This window comes from Furfurilactobacillus siliginis (genome assembly GCF_001437435.1).
Taxonomy (GTDB): Bacteria; Bacillota; Bacilli; order Lactobacillales; family Lactobacillaceae; genus Furfurilactobacillus; species Furfurilactobacillus siliginis.
The window spans coordinates 95655-114864 of record NZ_JQCB01000005.1 but is presented as its reverse complement, the minus strand read 5'-3'; the positions used below and the strand labels follow the sequence as shown (position 1 = coordinate 114864).

The 19210-nt window shown below is 40.5% G+C and carries 22 protein-coding genes; all 22 read right to left on the bottom strand.

Annotation, left to right across the window (positions count from 1 at the left end; translation table 11 throughout):
* Window positions 1-8: 8 nt before the first annotated feature.
* Genes hemB through IV55_RS05035 form a run of 22 tightly spaced genes read right to left on the bottom strand, consistent with a single transcriptional unit; the run spans window position 9 to window position 19203 of the window.
* Window positions 9-974: a porphobilinogen synthase gene (hemB, locus tag IV55_RS05140; RefSeq protein ID WP_057810017.1), complete on the bottom strand. Its 966-nt coding sequence runs from the start codon at window positions 972-974 to the stop codon at window positions 9-11.
* Window positions 974-1894: a hydroxymethylbilane synthase gene (gene hemC / locus IV55_RS05135; RefSeq protein WP_057810015.1), complete on the bottom strand. Its 921-nt coding sequence runs from the start codon at window positions 1892-1894 to the stop codon at window positions 974-976. The genes hemB and hemC overlap by 1 nt, the downstream gene beginning before the upstream one ends.
* The gene (hemA, locus tag IV55_RS05130) at window positions 1884-3149 is read right to left on the bottom strand and encodes a glutamyl-tRNA reductase (RefSeq protein WP_307725025.1); all 1266 of its coding nucleotides are present in this window, start codon (window positions 3147-3149) and stop codon (window positions 1884-1886) included. The genes hemC and hemA overlap by 11 nt, the downstream gene beginning before the upstream one ends.
* 13 nt (window positions 3150-3162) lie before the next feature.
* Window positions 3163-3606, bottom strand: a complete 444-nt coding sequence (locus tag IV55_RS05125; protein ID WP_057810012.1) for a precorrin-2 dehydrogenase/sirohydrochlorin ferrochelatase family protein — start codon at window positions 3604-3606, stop codon at window positions 3163-3165.
* 22 nt (window positions 3607-3628) lie between these two features.
* Window positions 3629-5125, bottom strand: coding sequence for a cobyric acid synthase (locus IV55_RS05120; protein ID WP_057810010.1), 1497 nt, complete (start codon window positions 5123-5125; stop codon window positions 3629-3631).
* 21 nt (window positions 5126-5146) lie between these two features.
* Window positions 5147-5971, bottom strand: coding sequence for an energy-coupling factor ABC transporter ATP-binding protein (locus IV55_RS05115; protein ID WP_057810008.1), 825 nt, complete (start codon window positions 5969-5971; stop codon window positions 5147-5149).
* Complete coding sequence (gene cbiQ, locus IV55_RS05110; protein WP_057810006.1) at window positions 5968-6660, bottom strand: cobalt ECF transporter T component CbiQ; 693 nt, start codon at window positions 6658-6660, stop codon at window positions 5968-5970. Before cbiQ ends, IV55_RS05115 begins: the two co-directional genes overlap by 4 nt.
* A gap of 15 nt (window positions 6661-6675) precedes the next feature.
* Window positions 6676-7011 carry an energy-coupling factor ABC transporter substrate-binding protein gene (locus IV55_RS05105; protein WP_057810004.1) on the bottom strand — a complete coding sequence of 112 codons (336 nt, stop codon included), beginning with the start codon at window positions 7009-7011 and terminating at the stop codon, window positions 6676-6678.
* On the bottom strand, window positions 7008-7760 hold the full coding sequence (locus IV55_RS05100; RefSeq protein WP_057810002.1) for an energy-coupling factor ABC transporter permease: 753 nt from the start codon (window positions 7758-7760) through the stop codon (window positions 7008-7010). The genes IV55_RS05105 and IV55_RS05100 overlap by 4 nt, the downstream gene beginning before the upstream one ends.
* Window positions 7753-8466, bottom strand: a complete 714-nt coding sequence (cobI, locus tag IV55_RS05095) for a precorrin-2 C(20)-methyltransferase (RefSeq protein ID WP_057810001.1) — start codon at window positions 8464-8466, stop codon at window positions 7753-7755. The genes IV55_RS05100 and cobI overlap by 8 nt, the downstream gene beginning before the upstream one ends.
* Window positions 8463-9245, bottom strand: a complete 783-nt coding sequence (locus IV55_RS05090; protein WP_057809999.1) for a sirohydrochlorin cobaltochelatase — start codon at window positions 9243-9245, stop codon at window positions 8463-8465. Before IV55_RS05090 ends, cobI begins: the two co-directional genes overlap by 4 nt.
* Window positions 9238-10641 (bottom strand): uroporphyrinogen-III C-methyltransferase, encoded by a 1404-nt coding sequence (gene cobA, locus IV55_RS05085; RefSeq protein ID WP_057809996.1) that lies wholly within the window; start codon window positions 10639-10641, stop codon window positions 9238-9240. Before cobA ends, IV55_RS05090 begins: the two co-directional genes overlap by 8 nt.
* Window positions 10641-11393 carry a precorrin-6A reductase gene (cobK, locus tag IV55_RS05080; protein ID WP_057809994.1) on the bottom strand — a complete coding sequence of 251 codons (753 nt, stop codon included), beginning with the start codon at window positions 11391-11393 and terminating at the stop codon, window positions 10641-10643. The genes cobA and cobK overlap by 1 nt, the downstream gene beginning before the upstream one ends.
* Entirely contained in the window at window positions 11390-12115 is a 726-nt protein-coding gene (gene cobJ / locus IV55_RS05075) for a precorrin-3B C(17)-methyltransferase (RefSeq protein ID WP_057809992.1), read from the bottom strand. Before cobJ ends, cobK begins: the two co-directional genes overlap by 4 nt.
* A 20-nt stretch (window positions 12116-12135) precedes the next feature.
* Window positions 12136-13173, bottom strand: a complete 1038-nt coding sequence (locus IV55_RS05070; RefSeq protein WP_057809989.1) for a cobalt-precorrin 5A hydrolase — start codon at window positions 13171-13173, stop codon at window positions 12136-12138.
* Entirely contained in the window at window positions 13166-13936 is a 771-nt protein-coding gene (locus tag IV55_RS05065) for a cobalt-precorrin-4 methyltransferase (protein ID WP_057809987.1), read from the bottom strand. The genes IV55_RS05070 and IV55_RS05065 overlap by 8 nt, the downstream gene beginning before the upstream one ends.
* A 3-nt stretch (window positions 13937-13939) precedes the next feature.
* The gene (locus IV55_RS05060; RefSeq protein WP_057809985.1) at window positions 13940-14509 is read right to left on the bottom strand and encodes a decarboxylating cobalt-precorrin-6B (C(15))-methyltransferase; all 570 of its coding nucleotides are present in this window, start codon (window positions 14507-14509) and stop codon (window positions 13940-13942) included.
* Complete coding sequence (locus IV55_RS05055; RefSeq protein ID WP_057809983.1) at window positions 14499-15101, bottom strand: cobalt-precorrin-7 (C(5))-methyltransferase; 603 nt, start codon at window positions 15099-15101, stop codon at window positions 14499-14501. Before IV55_RS05055 ends, IV55_RS05060 begins: the two co-directional genes overlap by 11 nt.
* A complete protein-coding gene (gene cbiD, locus IV55_RS05050; protein ID WP_057809981.1) occupies window positions 15098-16225 on the bottom strand; it encodes a cobalt-precorrin-5B (C(1))-methyltransferase CbiD in 1128 nt (375 codons plus the stop codon). The genes IV55_RS05055 and cbiD overlap by 4 nt, the downstream gene beginning before the upstream one ends.
* 13 nt (window positions 16226-16238) lie before the next feature.
* Window positions 16239-16880 carry a cobalt-precorrin-8 methylmutase gene (locus tag IV55_RS05045; RefSeq protein ID WP_057809979.1) on the bottom strand — a complete coding sequence of 214 codons (642 nt, stop codon included), beginning with the start codon at window positions 16878-16880 and terminating at the stop codon, window positions 16239-16241.
* A 9-nt stretch (window positions 16881-16889) separates the two neighbouring features.
* On the bottom strand, window positions 16890-17843 hold the full coding sequence (gene cbiB, locus IV55_RS05040; protein ID WP_057809977.1) for an adenosylcobinamide-phosphate synthase CbiB: 954 nt from the start codon (window positions 17841-17843) through the stop codon (window positions 16890-16892).
* Window positions 17833-19203 carry a cobyrinic acid a,c-diamide synthase CobB gene (locus IV55_RS05035; RefSeq protein WP_057809975.1) on the bottom strand — a complete coding sequence of 457 codons (1371 nt, stop codon included), beginning with the start codon at window positions 19201-19203 and terminating at the stop codon, window positions 17833-17835. The genes cbiB and IV55_RS05035 overlap by 11 nt, the downstream gene beginning before the upstream one ends.
* Window positions 19204-19210: the final 7 nt, after the last annotated feature.

The following is a 19210-nucleotide window of genomic DNA, read 5'->3' as shown; positions in this document are numbered from 1 at the left end:
CCAGCTTTCTATAGTCGTTTAGCAACATCTTTAGCAAAGTAAGTAATGATCAAATCGGCACCAGCACGTTTCATACCAACTAACGTTTCATTAACAATCAAATCTTCATCGATCCAACCATTTTGTGCTGCAGCCTTGATCATCGAATATTCCCCAGAGACGTTGTACGCAACTAATGGTAATGCAGTATGATCACGAATTTCACGCATAACATCTAAGAAGGCCATTGATGGCTTGACCATCACAAAGTCTGCACCTTCCTTTTCATCACTAATAACTTCCCGTAATGCATCAAGACGATTTGCAGGATCCATTTGATAGCTCTTACGGTCCCCAAATACTGGTGCACTATCGGCCGCTTCACGGAATGGACCATAGAATGATGAAGCATACTTCACGGCATAGGACATAATTGGCGTGTTTTTAAAGTCCGCATTATCCAAGCCTTCACGAATTGCTGCTACATAGCCATCCATGGCGTTTGATGGTGCAATAATGTCTGCACCAGCAGCGACCTGGCTAACCGCAGTTTTAGTAATATATTTCAGTGATTCATCATTCAACACGACGCCGTCTTTAACGACACCACAGTGCCCAGTTGACGTGTACTCACAAAGACATGTATCAGCAATAACAATTAAATCAGGGTACTTTTCTTTAATCAAACGAATAGCTTGCTGCACGATACCGTCATCTTCCCATGCGCTAGTACCAACTTCATCCTTATGATCAGGCAATCCAAATAAAATAATTGCTTTAATTCCGAGATGAACGATTTCATCAATTTCACTTAAAATGGTGTCTAACCCAAAATGATAAACACCTGGCATTGATGAGATTTCACTCTTTCCCTTCAAGCCAGCCTCGATAAACACTGGCATGATCAAATCATCCTTAATTAGATGAGTTTCTCTAACCAAATCCCGCATTGCTGCACTAGAACGTAAACGACGATGCCGATCAAACTCTTTCATTACTTTGCCTCCATTTGCTTTAAAGCACCCATATCAATTAATTTTTCTGCCACTTTATAACCTAATCGATCTGTATAAAGACCTGTTTCAGTCGTTTCAAAAAGGTAATTACCGTCTGGCGACGTCACCATACCATGGAATCTGAAACGATTATCCTCTTGAGGAATTGCATACCCTGCAATGGGATACGTACAGTCCCCACCAAGTGTCTTCAAAAAGGAACGTTCAATTTTTACACAACAGTGTGTCTTCGCATCATCGACAGCATTGATAATTTCTAATGTCTCATGATCATCGCTACGACATTCCAAGGCCATTGCACCCTGCCCAACCGCTGGCAACATCATATCTGACAATGACATTCGGTAACAATTAGACAAATCCGCTTGTAACCGATCAATACCAGCATCTGCTAGCACAATTCCAAATAAATTATCCGTCCCGATTTTACCAATTCTTGTCTCAATATTTCCCCGAACTGACACGGTATCTAAATCTGGACGAACATGTTTTAATTGTCCCATTCGGCGACTACTGCTCGTTCCGATTTTTGCGCCCATCGGAATGTCATCTATTGATTCAATAGGTGTCATCGTCAATAAACAGTCATATGCTGAGGCTCGTTTAGGAATCGCGCCAATAACCAAACCCTCTGGCAATTTTGGCATAACATCCTTCGAACTATGGACAGCAAAGTCAATGTCACCATTTAGTAGCTCGTGCTCAAGTTCCTTAACGAAGATTCCCTTACCACCAATCTTCTGCAAACTCGACTTCCGATCCACATCCCCAGAAGTAGTAATTTCCTTTAAACGAAAATTTGTATCAGGCCACTTTTCAGATAATTCATTCATTATCATTCTAGTTTGCCGAAGTGCTAAGGCACTTCCACGGCTCCCAACAACAACTTCACTTTTCATGTGTTACCCCCTGATAAGAATCTTCAGAAAAACCAAATATCCGACAGAAAAATGCTAAATGTTCATCTGACCCTGGTTGACCAGAAGCGTCCTTAATTTGCACAATCGGTCCCTTAATCATTTGATTAACAATACTCTTCATGTGCTTACTAATTACTTTACGCTCATGTTCATCCAGTTGGGGCAATTTGTTCAATAAACTTTCATAAGCATTACTTTCAATCGATAATGAAGTCCCACGTAATTCTCTGATAATTGGTACAACTGGTAGTGCCCGCTGCCATTCTTCGAAGTCCTGAACAGCTTCCGGAACAGCTGATTCCATCTGGACAATCATTTGCTTCTTAATCTGATTATTCTGACTAACAACGTTGGATAGATCATCGATATTGTAGTATGCCTGCAATGATCTCACGCACTTTAACGAAACATTTTGCGGAACACCTAGGTCAATCAAAACCTGTAACTTATTGCTATTAAGCTCGTTAATAATAGGAACTGATGAGCTGACCGCAGTGACCACTGCATCAACCTGAGTTAATAAATTGTCCATCTCATCCCACTGGCGCGCTTCAACCACTCCACCAAGCTCTTTTGCCAGTTCAGCCGCCCTAGAAAAGGTTCGATTAGCAATAATGATACGGTCGAATCCCATCGTACTAGCATTCTTTATTACCTGTTGTCCAATGCTTCCCACACCAAGTACCAGTAAAGAATGACCTTTCATCGTACCTAGATGAACTTTGATCTGGTGAAGTCCAGCCTGCGCGCTTGACTGTGAAAGCTCACTGACACGGTGTTTCGTATGCATGCGCTTTGCAAAGGTAAGGGCCTCTTTAAAAAGTTCATTAAAAATAAGTCCAGAAGTTCCCTGTTCCTGTGCAATTGCAAAAGCATTCTTCATTTGGCCAAGAATTTGTGGTTCTCCGACAATCATTGAGTCCAAGCCAGTTGTCACTCGTAGCAAATGAGTCGTTGCCTCTTCACCACTGCCAATTTCTACAATTTCTTCGATTTTTTCTAAGTCATATCCAAATTGATTTGCCAAAAAACGCTTCAGATAATATTTACCGGTATGCAGTTGGTCAACAACTGCGTATATTTCAGTACGATTGCACGTTGATAAAATAACATCCTCAAGAACACTCTTCTCCTGCTTTAAAGCAAGATCTGCTTGTGCAGTACTCTCTTTGTCTAAAGCAAACACTGCTCGTTCCTGAACAGGCAACTCATGATAATTTAAACTGGCATACATGATATACATAAAATCAATTACCTTTCACTAACCACGCTTGAATCCGCTCTTTTAACTTTTTTGCAGCCGAAGGTGACTTACCCGTTGTCGAAATTCCAATAACATAGTCTTCATGTCTAACAACAGCTACATTAAAGAAATTAGAATCATACTTGTTACTAATGTCGTTCACCCATTGATTATCTTGCGCATCCTCTGTAACTTGTCTATTCACTAACAAATCACCAGTAGCTGCGAAAATAAGTGAATATCCCGTTAAATCATTAGATAGATATTCCCGAGAAATCCAATGAACCTTTTTGGGATCAATTTTTCGGGACAAAGATGGACTAATCACAGTAACCTTAGCATTCGCCTCTAAAAGTGCTTGTATCTTTCGCGCTGCAATTCTGCCGCCGCCCACTACCAGAACTGGTCGATTGGCTAAATTTAGTACCACTGGATAGGGGTTCTTCAACTAAAAAACTTCCTTACTATTTTTATGATTCTGACAGAATTTGATCAAGCGCTTTTAAATCAACATTATCCTCAATCAATTTTGCCAGCTTATCGTACTGATCTTCCTTATAATTCGTCAGTGAAAAGCTCGTTGCATTTAATGAAGTAAGGCCTTTTTTGTGCCGAATTCCATCAAGTACTTCTCGAGTCCAAACGGTATTATCAAAGATTCCATGGAGATAAGTGCCCCATACAGTTCCGTCTGCGGTGATTGCTCCGTCTTCATGATTGGCGCTCTCACCATTGTTCTTTATGATGGTTGTCAACGGTGTCGCTTGGTCGCCTAGCTTTGTGATTCCCATATGGATTTCATAACCATATAGCAATGTATCTGCTCGTTTAGCTATAGCCTGTGTTGTCGTCTTAGTTTTGTTAAAAGTTGTGACCGCGTCAAGTAGTCCCAACCCGGGCTGACTTTTAATATCAGACTCTATCTGATTTGGATCCAGTAGTTCTTTACCAAGAATTTGATACCCACCACAAATACCAATGATTTGAGTTCCTTGGTCATGCAACAAATGAATTGCATCAACGAACCCCTCATTACGTAATTCTCGAAGATCCTCGTTAGTATTTTTACTTCCTGGAATAATTAAAACATCCGGAACAGCTAAATCTGCTAACTTCTTTACATACCGTAAAGAGACATCAGGTTGTAAAGACAGACTGTGGAAATCCGTAAAGTTCGAAATCTTGCCTAACGTCAACACCGCAATATCTAGTTCCTTTGTTGGATCCCGCCTAGTTGGCTTATTAATCAAGTCAACACTGTCTTCTTCATCTAAATCAACATCGCTCATTGGTAAAACACCAATGACTGGAATTCCAGTTAAATCTTCGATCATGTCATTTCCACTTTGAAGAAGTGTTTTATCTCCTCGAAACTTATTAATAATAATTCCTTTAATACGTTTCTGATCCTCTTCAGGAAGCAATTTGACTGTTCCATAAATGGAAGCAAAAACTCCGCCCTTATCAATATCTGCAACTAAAATAACTGGTGAGTTTGACATTCTAGCCATTCCCATGTTGACGATATCATTTTGAGCTAAGTTAATTTCAGCAGGACTGCCTGCCCCTTCAAGTACAACAACATCATTTTCACTGGCCAGCGATTGATAAATTTTTAAAACTTCATCACGGAGACGTGGCTTGAAATCCTGATAGGAAACAGCATCCATATCCCCATAAACAGTTCCATTAATAATCACTTGTGAATCTTTATCTGTTGAAGGCTTAAGTAAAATTGGATTCATGCGTACATCAGGCGTTTTCCCTGCTGCCTCTGCTTGAAACACTTGAGCCCTACCCATTTCAAATCCATCCTTAGTAATGAATGAATTCAAGGCCATATTTTGAGACTTAAACGGCGCTACTGAAAGTCCCCTTTGTTTCAACAAACGACACAGACCAGCTGCTACCCAGCTTTTACCGGCATCAGAAGCTGTTCCTTGAAACATGATTGATTTTGCAGTCATTAGCGTTCCTCCACTATAGGTTTATTTTAAGGTAGCTAACCTAGTAATTAGTTGCTCATCTGTAAACAACTGTGCCTTAGAACTATAAAGTGGTAGACCTAATTTTTGGTGAAGTTGCATTAGCCATGGTTGATCTAAGCAACATTGCTTAAGGATTTCGTCATCCGCAAAAACCGTCTCACTCGTTCCCTGCCTGACAATTTCACCCTTTTGAAGTAGATAAAAATAGTCACCAATTTCATACATAAAGTCCATATCATGGCTAGAAATTAATATTTTTTGACCATTTTTTGATAGTCCTTCAATCAAATCAATCATTCTTCTAGTACCATCCGGGTCTAATCCGGCGGTTGGTTCGTCTAACAGTAGCCATTCGGAATGTAAAGCCAATATTCCTGCAATAGCGACACGTTTTTTCTGACCACCACTTAGGTATTGAATCGGTCGATCCTTCAATTGCAAAATATCCAGCTGCGTAAGCACTTCACGAACTCGTCGAACAATTTCATCCTCCGGTAAACCTAAATTATGTAACGCAAAGGCGACGTCATCCTTCACGATTGAGTAAAACAACTGTTGTTCGGAATCCTGAAATACAATTCCGACTTTTTGACGTAACTCATTTAAACTCTTTTTGTCGTACTGATATGTGTTGCCATCAATGCGAATTGCACCACTCGTCGGTTGGAGAATTCCCACAAGATTCAAAAACATCGTCGATTTTCCAGAACCATTCTGACCAATCAGCCCAATAACGTTTTGCCCTTCCTCACCAAGCTTAATAGAGATATCTTTTAAAATTGGTTGGTCCTCGTAGGCAAAGTTAACGTGTTCTAGCTCAATCATATCTTGTCCTCCTGAACGGTAAATTCTCCAGTAAATAATTTTGCATCAAGTGAATACACCATCTTTTGATAGTTAATAATCACTTGCTCAAATAGCATCTTCACTAAAATTCCGGCCGAATGCATTGATAGCCGCAGGTTGGCATAACCAAACCGCAATTGTTGTGCTCGGTAAATTTGCTCAAATGAATCAACAAAAATAAAGATAAAACGATACATGAGCAATGTTTCTTCGATTAACAAAGAAGGAAAGTGCATGTGTTTGAACAATAAGATGATTTGTTGAAACGGTGTTGTCAATGCAAACCAATAGGTACAAACAATCGCTGTCGTGATTCTCAACGTTAATTGTTCCGCTAAAGGTAGCATTGATTTTGCCACTCCCAAATAGTTGCCAAACATATAGATTCCACCATAGACTTGATCAGCACGTGGTGCTAAGGTCACCGCAATTCCGATAATGCTAAGTGCAATAAAAGGGATTACTGCATAAAACCACTTCAGATACTGATGGAAGTTAACCTTTACTGCCCACATCGTAGCAATTGCAACCGTAGGAATTGCTATCAGCTTTATCACCATAATTGGTTGAAAAGCAATTATCATTCCAAACAGCCACAACAGCCCCTTTACCTCTGGACGCCATTTTGCTAATAAATTGTTGTACGCATATTTATCGATGCTCAACATGAGAGTGCCTCTTTATCACTTATTATTTGTGCTACTTGTGGCGTCACTATCGTTCAGCTGTTTTTTTGCAGTTCGCTTACCATGTGCATTACCAATGATGTACGCCATAATCCCCGTTCCAATACTCCCTTGAACCGTAAACAGCAAACTTTCAATTTCACCTGATGGCGGCGTCCACAATGGATGTGCCCATGGTTTGTATCCTGGGTCAAACTTTTTAATTTGTGCCGTACCTTGATCGTCACTTCCACCAAATGCACCATTTTTTGCAACGATAAATGGTGCAATAACCAAGGCTAAAACTAGAATTAACAAAATAACATTTTGTCTTGTTCGTGATTTTTCCTTCATGACAATGCACTTTCCTTCCATAGGTCGTTATTCAAAATCAAGTTGTAAACAATAACTGTTAGTAGTCCTTCAGCAATAGCCAATGGAATTTGAGTAACCGCATAAATACTCAAGAATTTAACAACGGCACCAAACACACCACCATGTGGATCTGGATAAACAACCCCTAACTGAAACGAAGTCGTTACATATGTGGACCAGTCTGCAAACATTGCACAAAGGAATAGTGAAACTGACTTATTAACCTTCAAAGCTCGACATAATTTCCAAACCAGAAAACCAACGATAGGTCCGACGATAGTCATAGAAAATTCGTTTGCTCCCAATGTCGTCAAACCACCATGTGCCAGCAATAAAGCCTGGAACAAAAGTACAATGACACCTAACACGGCCAAAACACCAGGTCCAAACATTACTGTTCCTAAACCAACACCAGTTGGATGTGAGCTAGATCCGGTAACAGAAGGCATCTTTAATGAAGAAAGTACAAAGACGAACGCGCCACAGAGTGCCAACATAACCTTGGCGTTTTGTTCTTTTGAATTAACAATTTTCCGCATTCTGTATAAACCATAAATGAAGAATGGTGCACTAACAGCAAACCAGAAAACACACCACATTGGTGGCAACATACCTTCCATAATGTGCATCGCGTGTGCATCTTGAGGTGTTCCGATTGTGAAGTATAGAGCAAACGCAATCGCTAAGAGAGAAAATCTTAGCCAACTTTTATTGTTTGATTTAAGCATTATTTTGCTTCCCTTTCTTAATTAACATTGTTGCGAAGTATGGTACTTTATCTGTATTTTCCATACCTGTAAGCGGTAATACCTGCTGGTTTTCCATCGAAATATTCTCAACTAAAACCGCGCTATCTAATAAGTGCTCATCTTTCAAGAAATCATATAAATCACTAAAACAAGCCGATACTTTCATGATAACCAGATTGTCGTAATCCATAATCATCTTTTTCAAAGAATCAAAATCCTCAGTTGCTGATAAAATCCCCAAAGATTCTTCATCAATCATTAGTGGCTGTCCAATGCTGGCTGCTAACTGCGAATAAGATGCAATTCCTGCTAATAATTTTACCGGTACACTGGTAGGTAATAACTGCACTATATAGCTGACAGTACTATAAATAGCAGGATCCCCAAGTGTGAGCATCCCCACATTTTTGCCTTTAGCAACATCTTCGGCCATTTCGTCAGCGACTGCTTGCAAAGCAGTTTGTCGTTCTTCACCATTTTTAATCATCGGAAAACGACGCTTTTTGACAGTCATGCCCATTGGTAAGTAAGGCTTTGCAATGGTTTCAGCCACACTAGGTTTTCCATTATGAGCAGTCGGTGTGTACAAGACATCCAAGTGCTTCAACGCCTTAACGACCTTAATTGTCAATAAATCGCTGTCTCCAGGTCCAATACCGATTCCCCAAAACGTTCCATTACTCATAATGTCACTTCCTTATCCAAGGCTTGCCGTGTGTGTTCAATAAATGCTTGTCGAATACTAGGAACCATTCCCAGGCTACCTAAATCAGTCTCAACATTAAATACTGCTGCCTGTAACCGTGAATACCATGAATCCTTCTGTTGTGACGCCATGTCGTTATGTACATGATTACCAGAAACAATCATGAAGGGCTTCAGTACTACATCTTTTACGTCTTGCCGGTTTAGTTCCTCAATTACAATCTCCAGATCAGGGTAGCTTTCAACTGCACCCATATACACATTTGTATCTTGTAACATATGATCTAAACAGGCATATGTGGTAAAGGAATGATCTGACGTACCATGTCCCATAAAGACCAAAGCTTGCTTACTATGATCTTGACCCATTTTGGTTAGCTGTTTTACAACACCACGAAAATCATCAAATTCATCAAGCAATGGGCGACCAATCGTTACTGAATCAAATTTCCCCGTCAGTGTTGATAACTCTTTTATCATTAACTGAAACTCTTTACCCGGGATAATGTGCAAAGACTGAACAACTAATTTATCAAATCCAGCAGCGATTATTCGCTCAATTGCTTCGTTAACATCATCATATTGAATACCTTCTTTTGCTAAGATTCGCTTTCTAACAATCTTAGAGGTATATGCAATAAATACTGCTACATCAGGAAAAGCGTCTTGATATGACTTAGTGAATGCAGCATTGATTAAATCGCGACTTTCCTTATAGGTAGTTCCAAAGCTTACTAACAAAAGCGCCGTTTTACTCATTAATATCACCTCCTTTCAAAGTACTTATTACATCTAAAATTTTGTTTCTGACATCAACATTTCTAAACCCGGCTGCTTTAAGTAACTCAGCCACGCTTCTCCCCATTGCCACAACATGCATCTGTTTTAATGTGTTTAGTTGTTCTTCATTCGCACCATTCAATAAAGCCTTAGCAGCTCTAGTACTGGTTAAAACGACATCTGAAAAGTCTGCCAATGTACTTTGCAACGTGTCAGGAAAACGATACTGACAACTGACCAGTACGTGTACATCCTGTCGATCAGCGGACTCGCTTAAGGCATCTTTTTCTCCAACAATATAATCTCCTGCCTGGATCTGCTCGGTTGAGATAATTTCCTTGGGAAGCAAGCCATGCGTTTTTAGATAACTGCCAACTAGTTTATTTGTCGCAACAATTTCCCAGCCAGTAAATACCCGCAGATCCATGCCATTTTTAAGCAGTTGATCAGTCAAGTATGTGAAGGATTTCACATTAGTTACCACCAACCGACTTTTTTGTTTAAAGTCGGGTAAAGAAACCGGCAATTCCTCCACCGTACCAACATTAAAGAAATCCACGCTTGCGCCTTCGTCGCTCAGAGCATATTGCATTTCTCTATGTCGTGAGTTAGGCAATAAAATATGTCGACTATCCAAAGTACGAGAAACATTTAGCTCTCGTGTCAAATCGACTACGCCCCCCACGGCAATTAATGCAGGCGCGCCTAATTTCTTTTGTTCTACAACTTCTTGAATGTTGGCCAGCGTGCCAACACCCATCTTCTGCCGCCATTGGGTCGCCCATTGCACAATGGCAACAGGTGTTTCGGCAGACTTTCCAAAATGAATCAACTGCTCAACAATTGTTGGTAATTCAGCGACACCCATTAAAAATACGAGTGTGCCTTCCATGCTGGAAATGTTTTTCCAGTTTAGTAGCTTATCTTTTTTGTTATGCGCCGTAATTATGTGAAAGCTTGATGCGTAATCACGATGTGTTACAGGAATTCCAACAGCCTCTAAACCAGCAATTGCACTCGTTAGTCCAGGAACTATTTCGAACGGGATACCTTGAGTACGCAATACTTGTGCTTCTTCCCCACCTCGGCCAAAAACAAAGGGATCTCCTGCCTTTAATCGGACAACACGTTTCCCTGCAATAGCCGCCTTTACTAATAACGCATTGATTTCATCTTGGCTAATATGCGTTTGATAAGGTAGCTTACCTACGTTGATAAAATGTGCGTTTACATTAGCGTAAGATAGCAAATCAGGGTTAATTAAATGGTCATAAACAACAACATCAGCCTCTTTTAGTCGTCGTTGACCTAATAGTGTAAGTAGTTCAATATTTCCTGGTCCGGCACCGAGTAATGTTACTAATCCCGTTCCCATCACTTTACCTCCGTGATAAACCGCTCTAACTCACTTAATGAACTAACTTCATGTGCATAATCCACACGTGGACGATTAATTACTAAGCAAGTCATATCCAGCTGCTTTGCGGCCTTTATTTTTTCTTCGACACCACCGCGATCACCGCTATCCTTAGTAATTAAATAACGTGCGTTTTGACGGCGTAACAATTCAACATTTAATGCTAAGGAAAAGGGGCCTCGAATTGCGTCAATTTGATGTGCTTCAAAACCAGCATTGGTAACTTTTTCTAAAGCCGCAACTGTTGGCAGGATTCTAACCTGTAATCGCTGAGTCCCTAACGCATCTGCATAATCACCAGCTGTTTTACTACCGGTTGATAAGTAGATGTTTCCTTCATGTGCACGCAAGTAATCAATTACCTCTTCTTGCGTTTCGTAACGAATTACACATTTATCTGTTAATAGCGATGATTGGCGTTCAAATCGTACATATTGAATCTTCTGTGCCTTTGCAACATCTAACGCCAAGGTCGAAATAACCTTTGCAAATGGGTGAGAGGCGTCAATAATTATATTAATCTGCTCGCGTTGAATAAAATCAGTGAGCGTGACATCATCGAAAAGTGTTTCAATTACCTTTTCGGCATGCTCCTCCGCTAAATCTTGACCGTAGTCAGTCGTCACGGATAACCAAAATGGTAACCGTCGACTAGTTAGCAGATCAGCGACACTTAAACTTTCAGAAGTCCCACCAATCAACAAAATCATAGACTGTACCCACGTGGTGTTACCATTCTGCCATCGTGAACAAATGTATTCTTATTCCCAACGATTACGATTGTCGTCATATTGATATCTTCTTCATCTAGGTCACGAATAGTTGTGATCTTTTCAATTTCCTTCAGCCGAGCAACATCTTTACCGTAACCAACAATCGTGTCTGGTGACTTATACTTCAACATAATATCTAGTGCCTCACGTAAATTGTTTGGACGTCCCTTACTACGTGGGTTGTACAGGCAAATAACAAAGTCTGCTTTAGCTGCGGCATCAACACGTTCCGTAATTACATCCCAAGGAGTCATTAAGTCACTCAAGCTAATGTGACAAAAGTCATTCATTAATGGTGAACCAAGTGCTGCAGATGCTGCAATACTGGCTGTAACACCAGGAATCACTTTGACATCTAAATGTTGATCCTTGTTTGCTAAAATCTCAAAAACTAGTCCGGCCATTCCATAGATACCGGCATCCCCACTCGAAATTAACGCAACATCTTTACCTTGTGCAGCTAATTCAATCGCTTTTTCACAGCGTTCCATTTCACCACGCATACCAGTTGAAACCATTTCTTTGCCGTCTAACATGTCCTTTACCAACCGCATATAAGTGGCATATCCAACAATAATTGGACATTTTTCGATTGCATCCAGTGCATCCTGCGTCATTACTGATTTGTCTCCAGGTCCTAAGCCAACGATATATAACATAATTTATTTCTCCTAAAAGTTTATTTTTTTTGTGCTAATGCAAAAGTAATTTCATTGTGAGCAAATCTTTTACCGACTACTCGACTATTTGCCGCAATATCAGCCGAAGTTTCTGCAACACTTCCCACACCAACTGTTTTTTTAACAAACGCCGATTGTGGATAATTGCTCTCTACAGTAGATAATTGTTCAGCCGTATAAAACTGAGGTACCACATCTAACACACGCCCCAGATAGTGTATCGCCTGTTCGTGTTCCTTTTTTTCAATCGAAGCGATACCGACTATTGATTGCCACGCAATTTTACGTTCCTCACAAAATGCTGAAAATGCTTCTTGCATCATGCTGAAACTAACGTCTTTTCGACAACCAACGCCAACAACATTAACCTTTGGAACAACAAAGATGGTGTCAGCCATTTTCGGGAAATTAATCCGATCAGAAATTACAATTAATGGCATATTATCTGATCGTTGATTGATATCTTCCAAAACAGTAAAGCCCGTGGTTGATACATCGTTCTTAACTAAGCTCGGTTCGATATATAGTGCAACTGGCAAGCCGTCTGCCAAACGGCCGTTGATACGCTTTGTAACGCGCTTAAATTCCGCATACCATCCGTCATACTTGTCCGCTAACACATCTAATGCTTGAACATGTTCTGTATCTGTTGCGGTTGTAATAACTGGGTCACTATTCATTAAAGTGGCTAATTCATTTGCCCATTCATTAGCACCACCCACATGTCCAGATAATAAGCTAATCACGTGATTCGCTTGTTCATCCATCACTAGTACCGCTGGATCGATTGTTTTGTCTTGTACAAGGCCAGCAATTGAACGGACAACGATGCCAGTGGCCATCACACATATAACACAATCGAATTTTTGAAAGATTTGTGTGAAACAGGTTTTAAAACCACCTTTGGGAAAGGATTTTTCCTTTGCTAAGGCATATTTATCTGGAATGAAAAGTTCGCTTTCTGGCAATACTTCATGTACTTTTCGTGCAATTTGGCTGCCATTTTTTGTTAGCGAAATAATACCGAACTTATTCATCGTCTGTCTGCTTTTTCCGATACATGTGACTAAAATTAGCATCGTACAGCTTAGAGTAGTTGTACTTGTCACCCAAAAATTCACCAACAAGAATCAACGCTGTTCGTCTAATACCAGCTTCATGTGTTTTAACAGCGATATCTTCCAACGTACCAGAAACATATTTTTCATCATCCCAGGTTGCCTTATAAATAACGGCTGCAGGTGTCGTCTCAGGATAACCACCAGCACGTAATTCTTTAACAACCTTTTGAATGCCTTGAACGGACAAGAAAATTGCCATGGATGTTTGATGTTTAGCAAGTTCTCTCAAGGACTCTCTATCAGGCACCGGTGTTCGACCAGCCATTCGTGTAATAATCACACTCTGAGAAACCTCAGGCACTGTGTACTCAACGCCCAGTGATGAAGCTGCACCCAAAAATGAGCTCACACCCGGAATACAATCATAGCCAATTGATAATTTTTTTAACTCTTCAACCTGTTCACGAATGGATCCGTAGATTGAAAAGTCACCTGTTTGTAGCCGAACAACAGATTTATCCTCGGCGACTGCATCGCTCATTGCCTTAATGATCTCTTGAAGCGTCATCCCTGCACTATTTAACTTCTCAGCGCCTTCTTTACAGTAATCAAGTAACTCTGGGTTAACTAGAGAGCCAGCATAGATAACAACATCCGCTTCTTCTAATCGACGATATCCCTTCAAAGTAATTAAATCTTTATCTCCTGGTCCTGCTCCAACAAAGCTTACAACTGACATTTTTTATTCTCCTTTTATTTTGGTTCCGCTCAAAACAAACGTTGGGTTATTAGGCTTGAAATAATGACCCGGGCCCAAGTGATACCAATTGCTTACAACGACGTTTGTAAACATCACATCCGCAAGTCCTATTTGATTCTGCATAATTTCCAGCCCTTGAAATGCATTTTCATTCAAAATAAAGTTCATCACTAACGAACCGCCTTCTGATAGATGGTCAGTGCTAAACTGGACAATTTCAGAAAGCTGTTTACCACTACCGCCAACAAAGACGGCATCATACATAACATTGGGAATCTCTGATGGTGCCTCACCTTCAATCAAGGTGATATTAGTTAACCCAAAATGCTCAATATTTTGCTTCATGATGTCAATCGCATCTGAATCATGTTCAATGGCGGTCACCTGTATATTGGGGAAATCTTTTGCTACCTGAATACTGACGCTGCCAGTTCCAGACCCAATATCCAAGAAGTGACTTTTACCTTGTAAGTCTAGTTTGTCGATACTAATGGCGCGTACTTCTTGCTTGGTCATAGGCACCTTGGTGCGTAAAAATTCACTATCCTTCATCTTCAATAATCACCACATTCAATTCATAGGGACGTTTCTCAACAGTTTCCTCTGTTCTGATAGAAAGTTTCTCGTCTGAATAACTGAGGTGCTCTCCAATATAAATTTTTCGTTTTAGTCCCCTAGCCTTAACTGCCTGTGCTATCTCATAAGGGCCAATTTCTTTATCAGTTACCATGCCAACAATTCGGTGTTGCAGCAAAAAGTCAAAATCCGGTTTTCTTCCGTGACTACTTGTAATAAAAACTTCATTCATCGACAAGCGAAATTGATGAAAACAATACTGAATGGAACTGATTCCTGGGATCACCTTTACCTGGTTTGCTGGAAAACGTTTAACCACCCAATTACCAATTCCGTATTGCAATGGGTCACCTGAAGCTAAAATCGTTATATTACGCGTTAAATTTTGCTTCAAAAAAGTCTCCAATACTGACAATGCCGGCAAGGGAATTCTCTTATCGTCTGGCACATTCAATGTATCTAGTTGTCGAACAGAACCAACGATTTGTTCAGCTTGCTGTAGATATTTCTCTGTCCCAGAAAGCCGTAAACTTTCTTTTCCAGGCCCGATACCTAACACTGTAATCATTGCCATTCCTCCACTAACTGATCTAATGGCGTGCTTGCCGCTAAGAAACCTGTATGCTTCGAAAAGATAATTGCGTCAATATCAGTATGGAAAGAACCACGATTAACCAGCTGTTCTGCCCGATACTTAATTCGATCAACAAGCTTCTGATACACAGCCTGATAACCTGCATCGTTAACTAAGTCAATCATTGAGATAGTCGTTAAGCATTCGTACACTTCCTGCAGAAAATCAGTTGGCGCTCCAAGAAGTGCCAAATTAGCGACCATTATCTCAGCACGTGCATCCGCATCCTTGCTATGTGTGGAGAAAATACCACCAGCGACCTTAATCATTTTTCCAAGATCTCCAACAAGTAAAACTCGCTTAAAGCCAAGACGCTGTGTTTCTTTTAGAACGTAGCCAACAAAGTTACTCATTTGAACCTGTTGCTGATTACTAATGTGTAATTCCTTAGTTAAGAAATCCTCACCATATTCACCTGGCGTCAGAATAATTCGGTCATCCCCGCGCTGTTTGTGAATATTCATTTCGATGGATATTGATTGCTTCCAACTTTCCTCAGACATTGGAGTTACGATTCCACTAGTTCCTAATATAGAAATTCCGCCCACAATGCCTAGCTTAGGATTATAGGTTAGCTTTGCAACGCGCTCACCTTCAGGTGCTGAAATGACGATATCAGCACCTTGATCCTCACCGAGCAGTTTTCTAGCGGTTTGTTTAATCATCTTTCGAGGTGTTGGATTAATAGCAGCCATGCCTGGCTTGTTGGCTAATCCCTCTTGAGTGACACGTCCGATTCCTTTACCACCGTCAAGATTAATCTCGTTATCTTTGCGTAAAGTTACCGTGGAATAAATCAGCATTCCGTGTGTTGCATCCTGATCATCTCCACCATCCTTCATGATTGCGATAGTGCTTGAGGTATCAGTAAATGTACATTCCTTAACTTCAAACGTTGCCTGTTGACCATTAGCTGTGGATACGGTAACTGATTCTTGAGCTCGCTGCTCATGAATACTGTTGATTGCCGCCGCAGTCGCTGCTGTAGCCGTCGTTCCAGTTGTGAATCCCTTGCGCAATTTACGTCCGTTGTAATAGACAAAGTCTTCTTCGCTCATTTTGCATCCCTCTTTAAAGGTTATATAAGACCGCATTTACTAATGCCGCAGCCAAGTTACTACCGCCTTTACGGCCTTGCGCAGCGATTGATGGTATATCGCTTTCTGCCAATGCCGCTTTGCTTTCAGCAGCTTCAACGAATCCAACGGGAACACCAATAACGGCGTCAGGCTTTAGCTGCTTGTCTCTGGTCATTTCCAGAATTTTATAAACAGCAGTCGGTGCATTACCAATCACAAAAAGCTTTTCTGTATCAACTTTTGCAGCCATTTCAATCGCAGCCATTGAGCGAGTAATCCCACGTTCCTCGGCAATTTTATAAACTTCTGGTTCTGCAATGTAACAGTGATAATGAACTCCAAGGTCATCCAGGCGCCGTTTATTAATTCCGGCCAGTGCCATCGTAGTATCTGTAAAAATCGTGCCGTGGTTCTTTAAAATATGCTGTATTTTGGCAATTACATCATGTGTAAATTCCAATGTATGTAAGTAATCAAAATCCGCAGTTGTGTGAATAGCACGTTTAATGACTGCTTCCTCAATTGGATTTTTAAAAGTGTACTCCGGATCAATTCGATCAATTTCTTCTTGAATCATCACAAAACTTTTATCAGTTATCTTATGTGGAATCGTAATATAATTTTCAGGCTCCATTGTTTTCCCTTACCTTTCGATGAGCATTCTGCAACCAACCGTAATGAGTAGTCCTAAACTAGCAGCTACATATAACATCCAGACGGTTCGTTGAATATCTGCTATTTCTGTTGTACGTGCATTGTTACTACCAATAAATGGTTTTTCAACAAGCTTGCCAAAATACATATGTGGTCCACCCAGTCTAATATTTAGCGCACCCGCAACGACTGATTCAGAAAAACCACTATTTGGGCTTAAATGTTTCTCACGATCACGTCGACCAATCGTAATTGCTTCTCGAACATGGAATCTTAACAAGAAGCTTGCAATTACCAAAAGTAACCAAGTAAATCGAGCTGGTATCCAGTTAAAGACATCGTCAAGTTTTGCAGAAACAAATCCAATATCTTTAAAACGATCATCTTTATAGCCAACCATTGAATCCAATGTATTAACTGCCTTATACATCAGGCCACCAACTGGGCCAGCAATCGCCATAAAAATCAGTGGCGCAATCACACCATCGCTAGTGTTTTCCGCAATTGTTTCTACCGTTGCATCCATGACACCCTCAGCATCTAATTGCTGAGTATCACGTCCAACAATCATGCCGACTTGCTTACGTGCTTGGCCCAAATTGTTTTCCCGTAAACTGCGCGCAATTTTAAGCCCTTCATGTGCTAATCCTTTGATGGACAAGCAGCTGTAGCAGAAATAACTACCTATAATTAACAATAACCAGTAATTAAATGAGGCAACCCACATAATACCAGCACCCAACAATCCAGTAATAGCAACTACCAGGAGCCATAATACCCCGCCCAAAAACTGTTTCTTCCTGTGACTATAACTTGGTAAGTTAAACGATTTCTCCAATATATCTATGAGCTTGCCCATATATTTAACTGGATGCGGCCAACTTGGTGGATCTCCAAGTATTAGATCAAGAATAAAGCCGATAACAATCATCTCAGCTATCATTTACAGCCAACTCCAATCGCTGAATCAAGTTGTTAAAGAACACTTTATTTTGATAAAAATGAATATGAAGATAGCTAGCAAACGTATTCCCAACTTGATATCCACCAGTCCAAGTATCGACAACTTCGCCGTCCCGAACCTTTTTCATTTCTAAAACAGGTTTTAAATCAGAACTTTCAACTGTAAACACTGAATGGTGGAATTCATGTCCAACCAGCTGCGTACCTTGCGTTCCTAACAGACAGTCGTTAGTAACATCTACATAGCAATAACCAAATTTCTTTAATCGCGGTGTCATTTCGCTATGCCCAGACAAGACACCAACCATCTCAAAACGATCATCCCTTATCATTAGTGCGTCGCCTAGGTACATTACCCCGCCGCATTCAGCATAGATAGGAGCGCCCGAAGCTGAAAACTCTTTGATCGCTGTTCGCATGCTGACATTTTCTGACAACTCTCGGGCAAATTCTTCTGGGTATCCGCCGCCGAAGTATAGTGCATCGACTTCAGGTAGCTGTTGATCGTGTATTGGGCTAAAGAATACAATTTTCAAACCTGCTTTCTTCATCAATTCCAAATTATCTGCATAATAAAAATTAAATGCTTCATCACGTGCAATACCGATACGGAGGCTACTTTGATATAGCTGGAGCGGATCAGTAGCTTGTTCATCATAGGAATTTGTCAATTCCAGAATTCTGTCTACATCAACGGTTTCAGAAATGTGTTGTGCAACCAGATCAATTTTTTCATCTACTTTATCGATTTCCTTATCGGGTACTAATCCCAACTGTCGAGATGGTAACGACATCTCCTTATCACGTGGTAGATAGCCTATTACCGGAATGTCGGTATATCGTTCGACTGCCTTTTTAATTAAATCGAAATGTGTCTTACCCATAATGTTATTGATGATGACGCCACAAATATTGACTTCTGGATCAAATGCAACATACCCTTTGACGATTGCTGCAACAGACGTAGACATCCCATGACCATCAACTACTAAAATGACAGGAAGATGTAAGAGCTTTGCGATTGCAGAGGTAGAAAAGGCATCTTTGTCTGATCCGAGGCCATCGTAAAGGCCCATGACACCCTCAACAACCCCGATGTCTACGTCCTCCGTGTTCTTTAGGAAGAGATACTTTAAAATATCTTCATCTGGGATTAAAAAGTTATCAATATTCCTTGATGGTCGACCAGTAATACGTGAATGAAATTTCGTATCTACATAATCAGGTCCAATTTTGTACGGCTGAACAGCCATTTTTTCACTTAATACCTTCAATAGACCCAAGGTAACAGTAGTCTTTCCAGACCCACTGTTTGCACCTGCTAAAAGAATTGCACGCATTTAATCA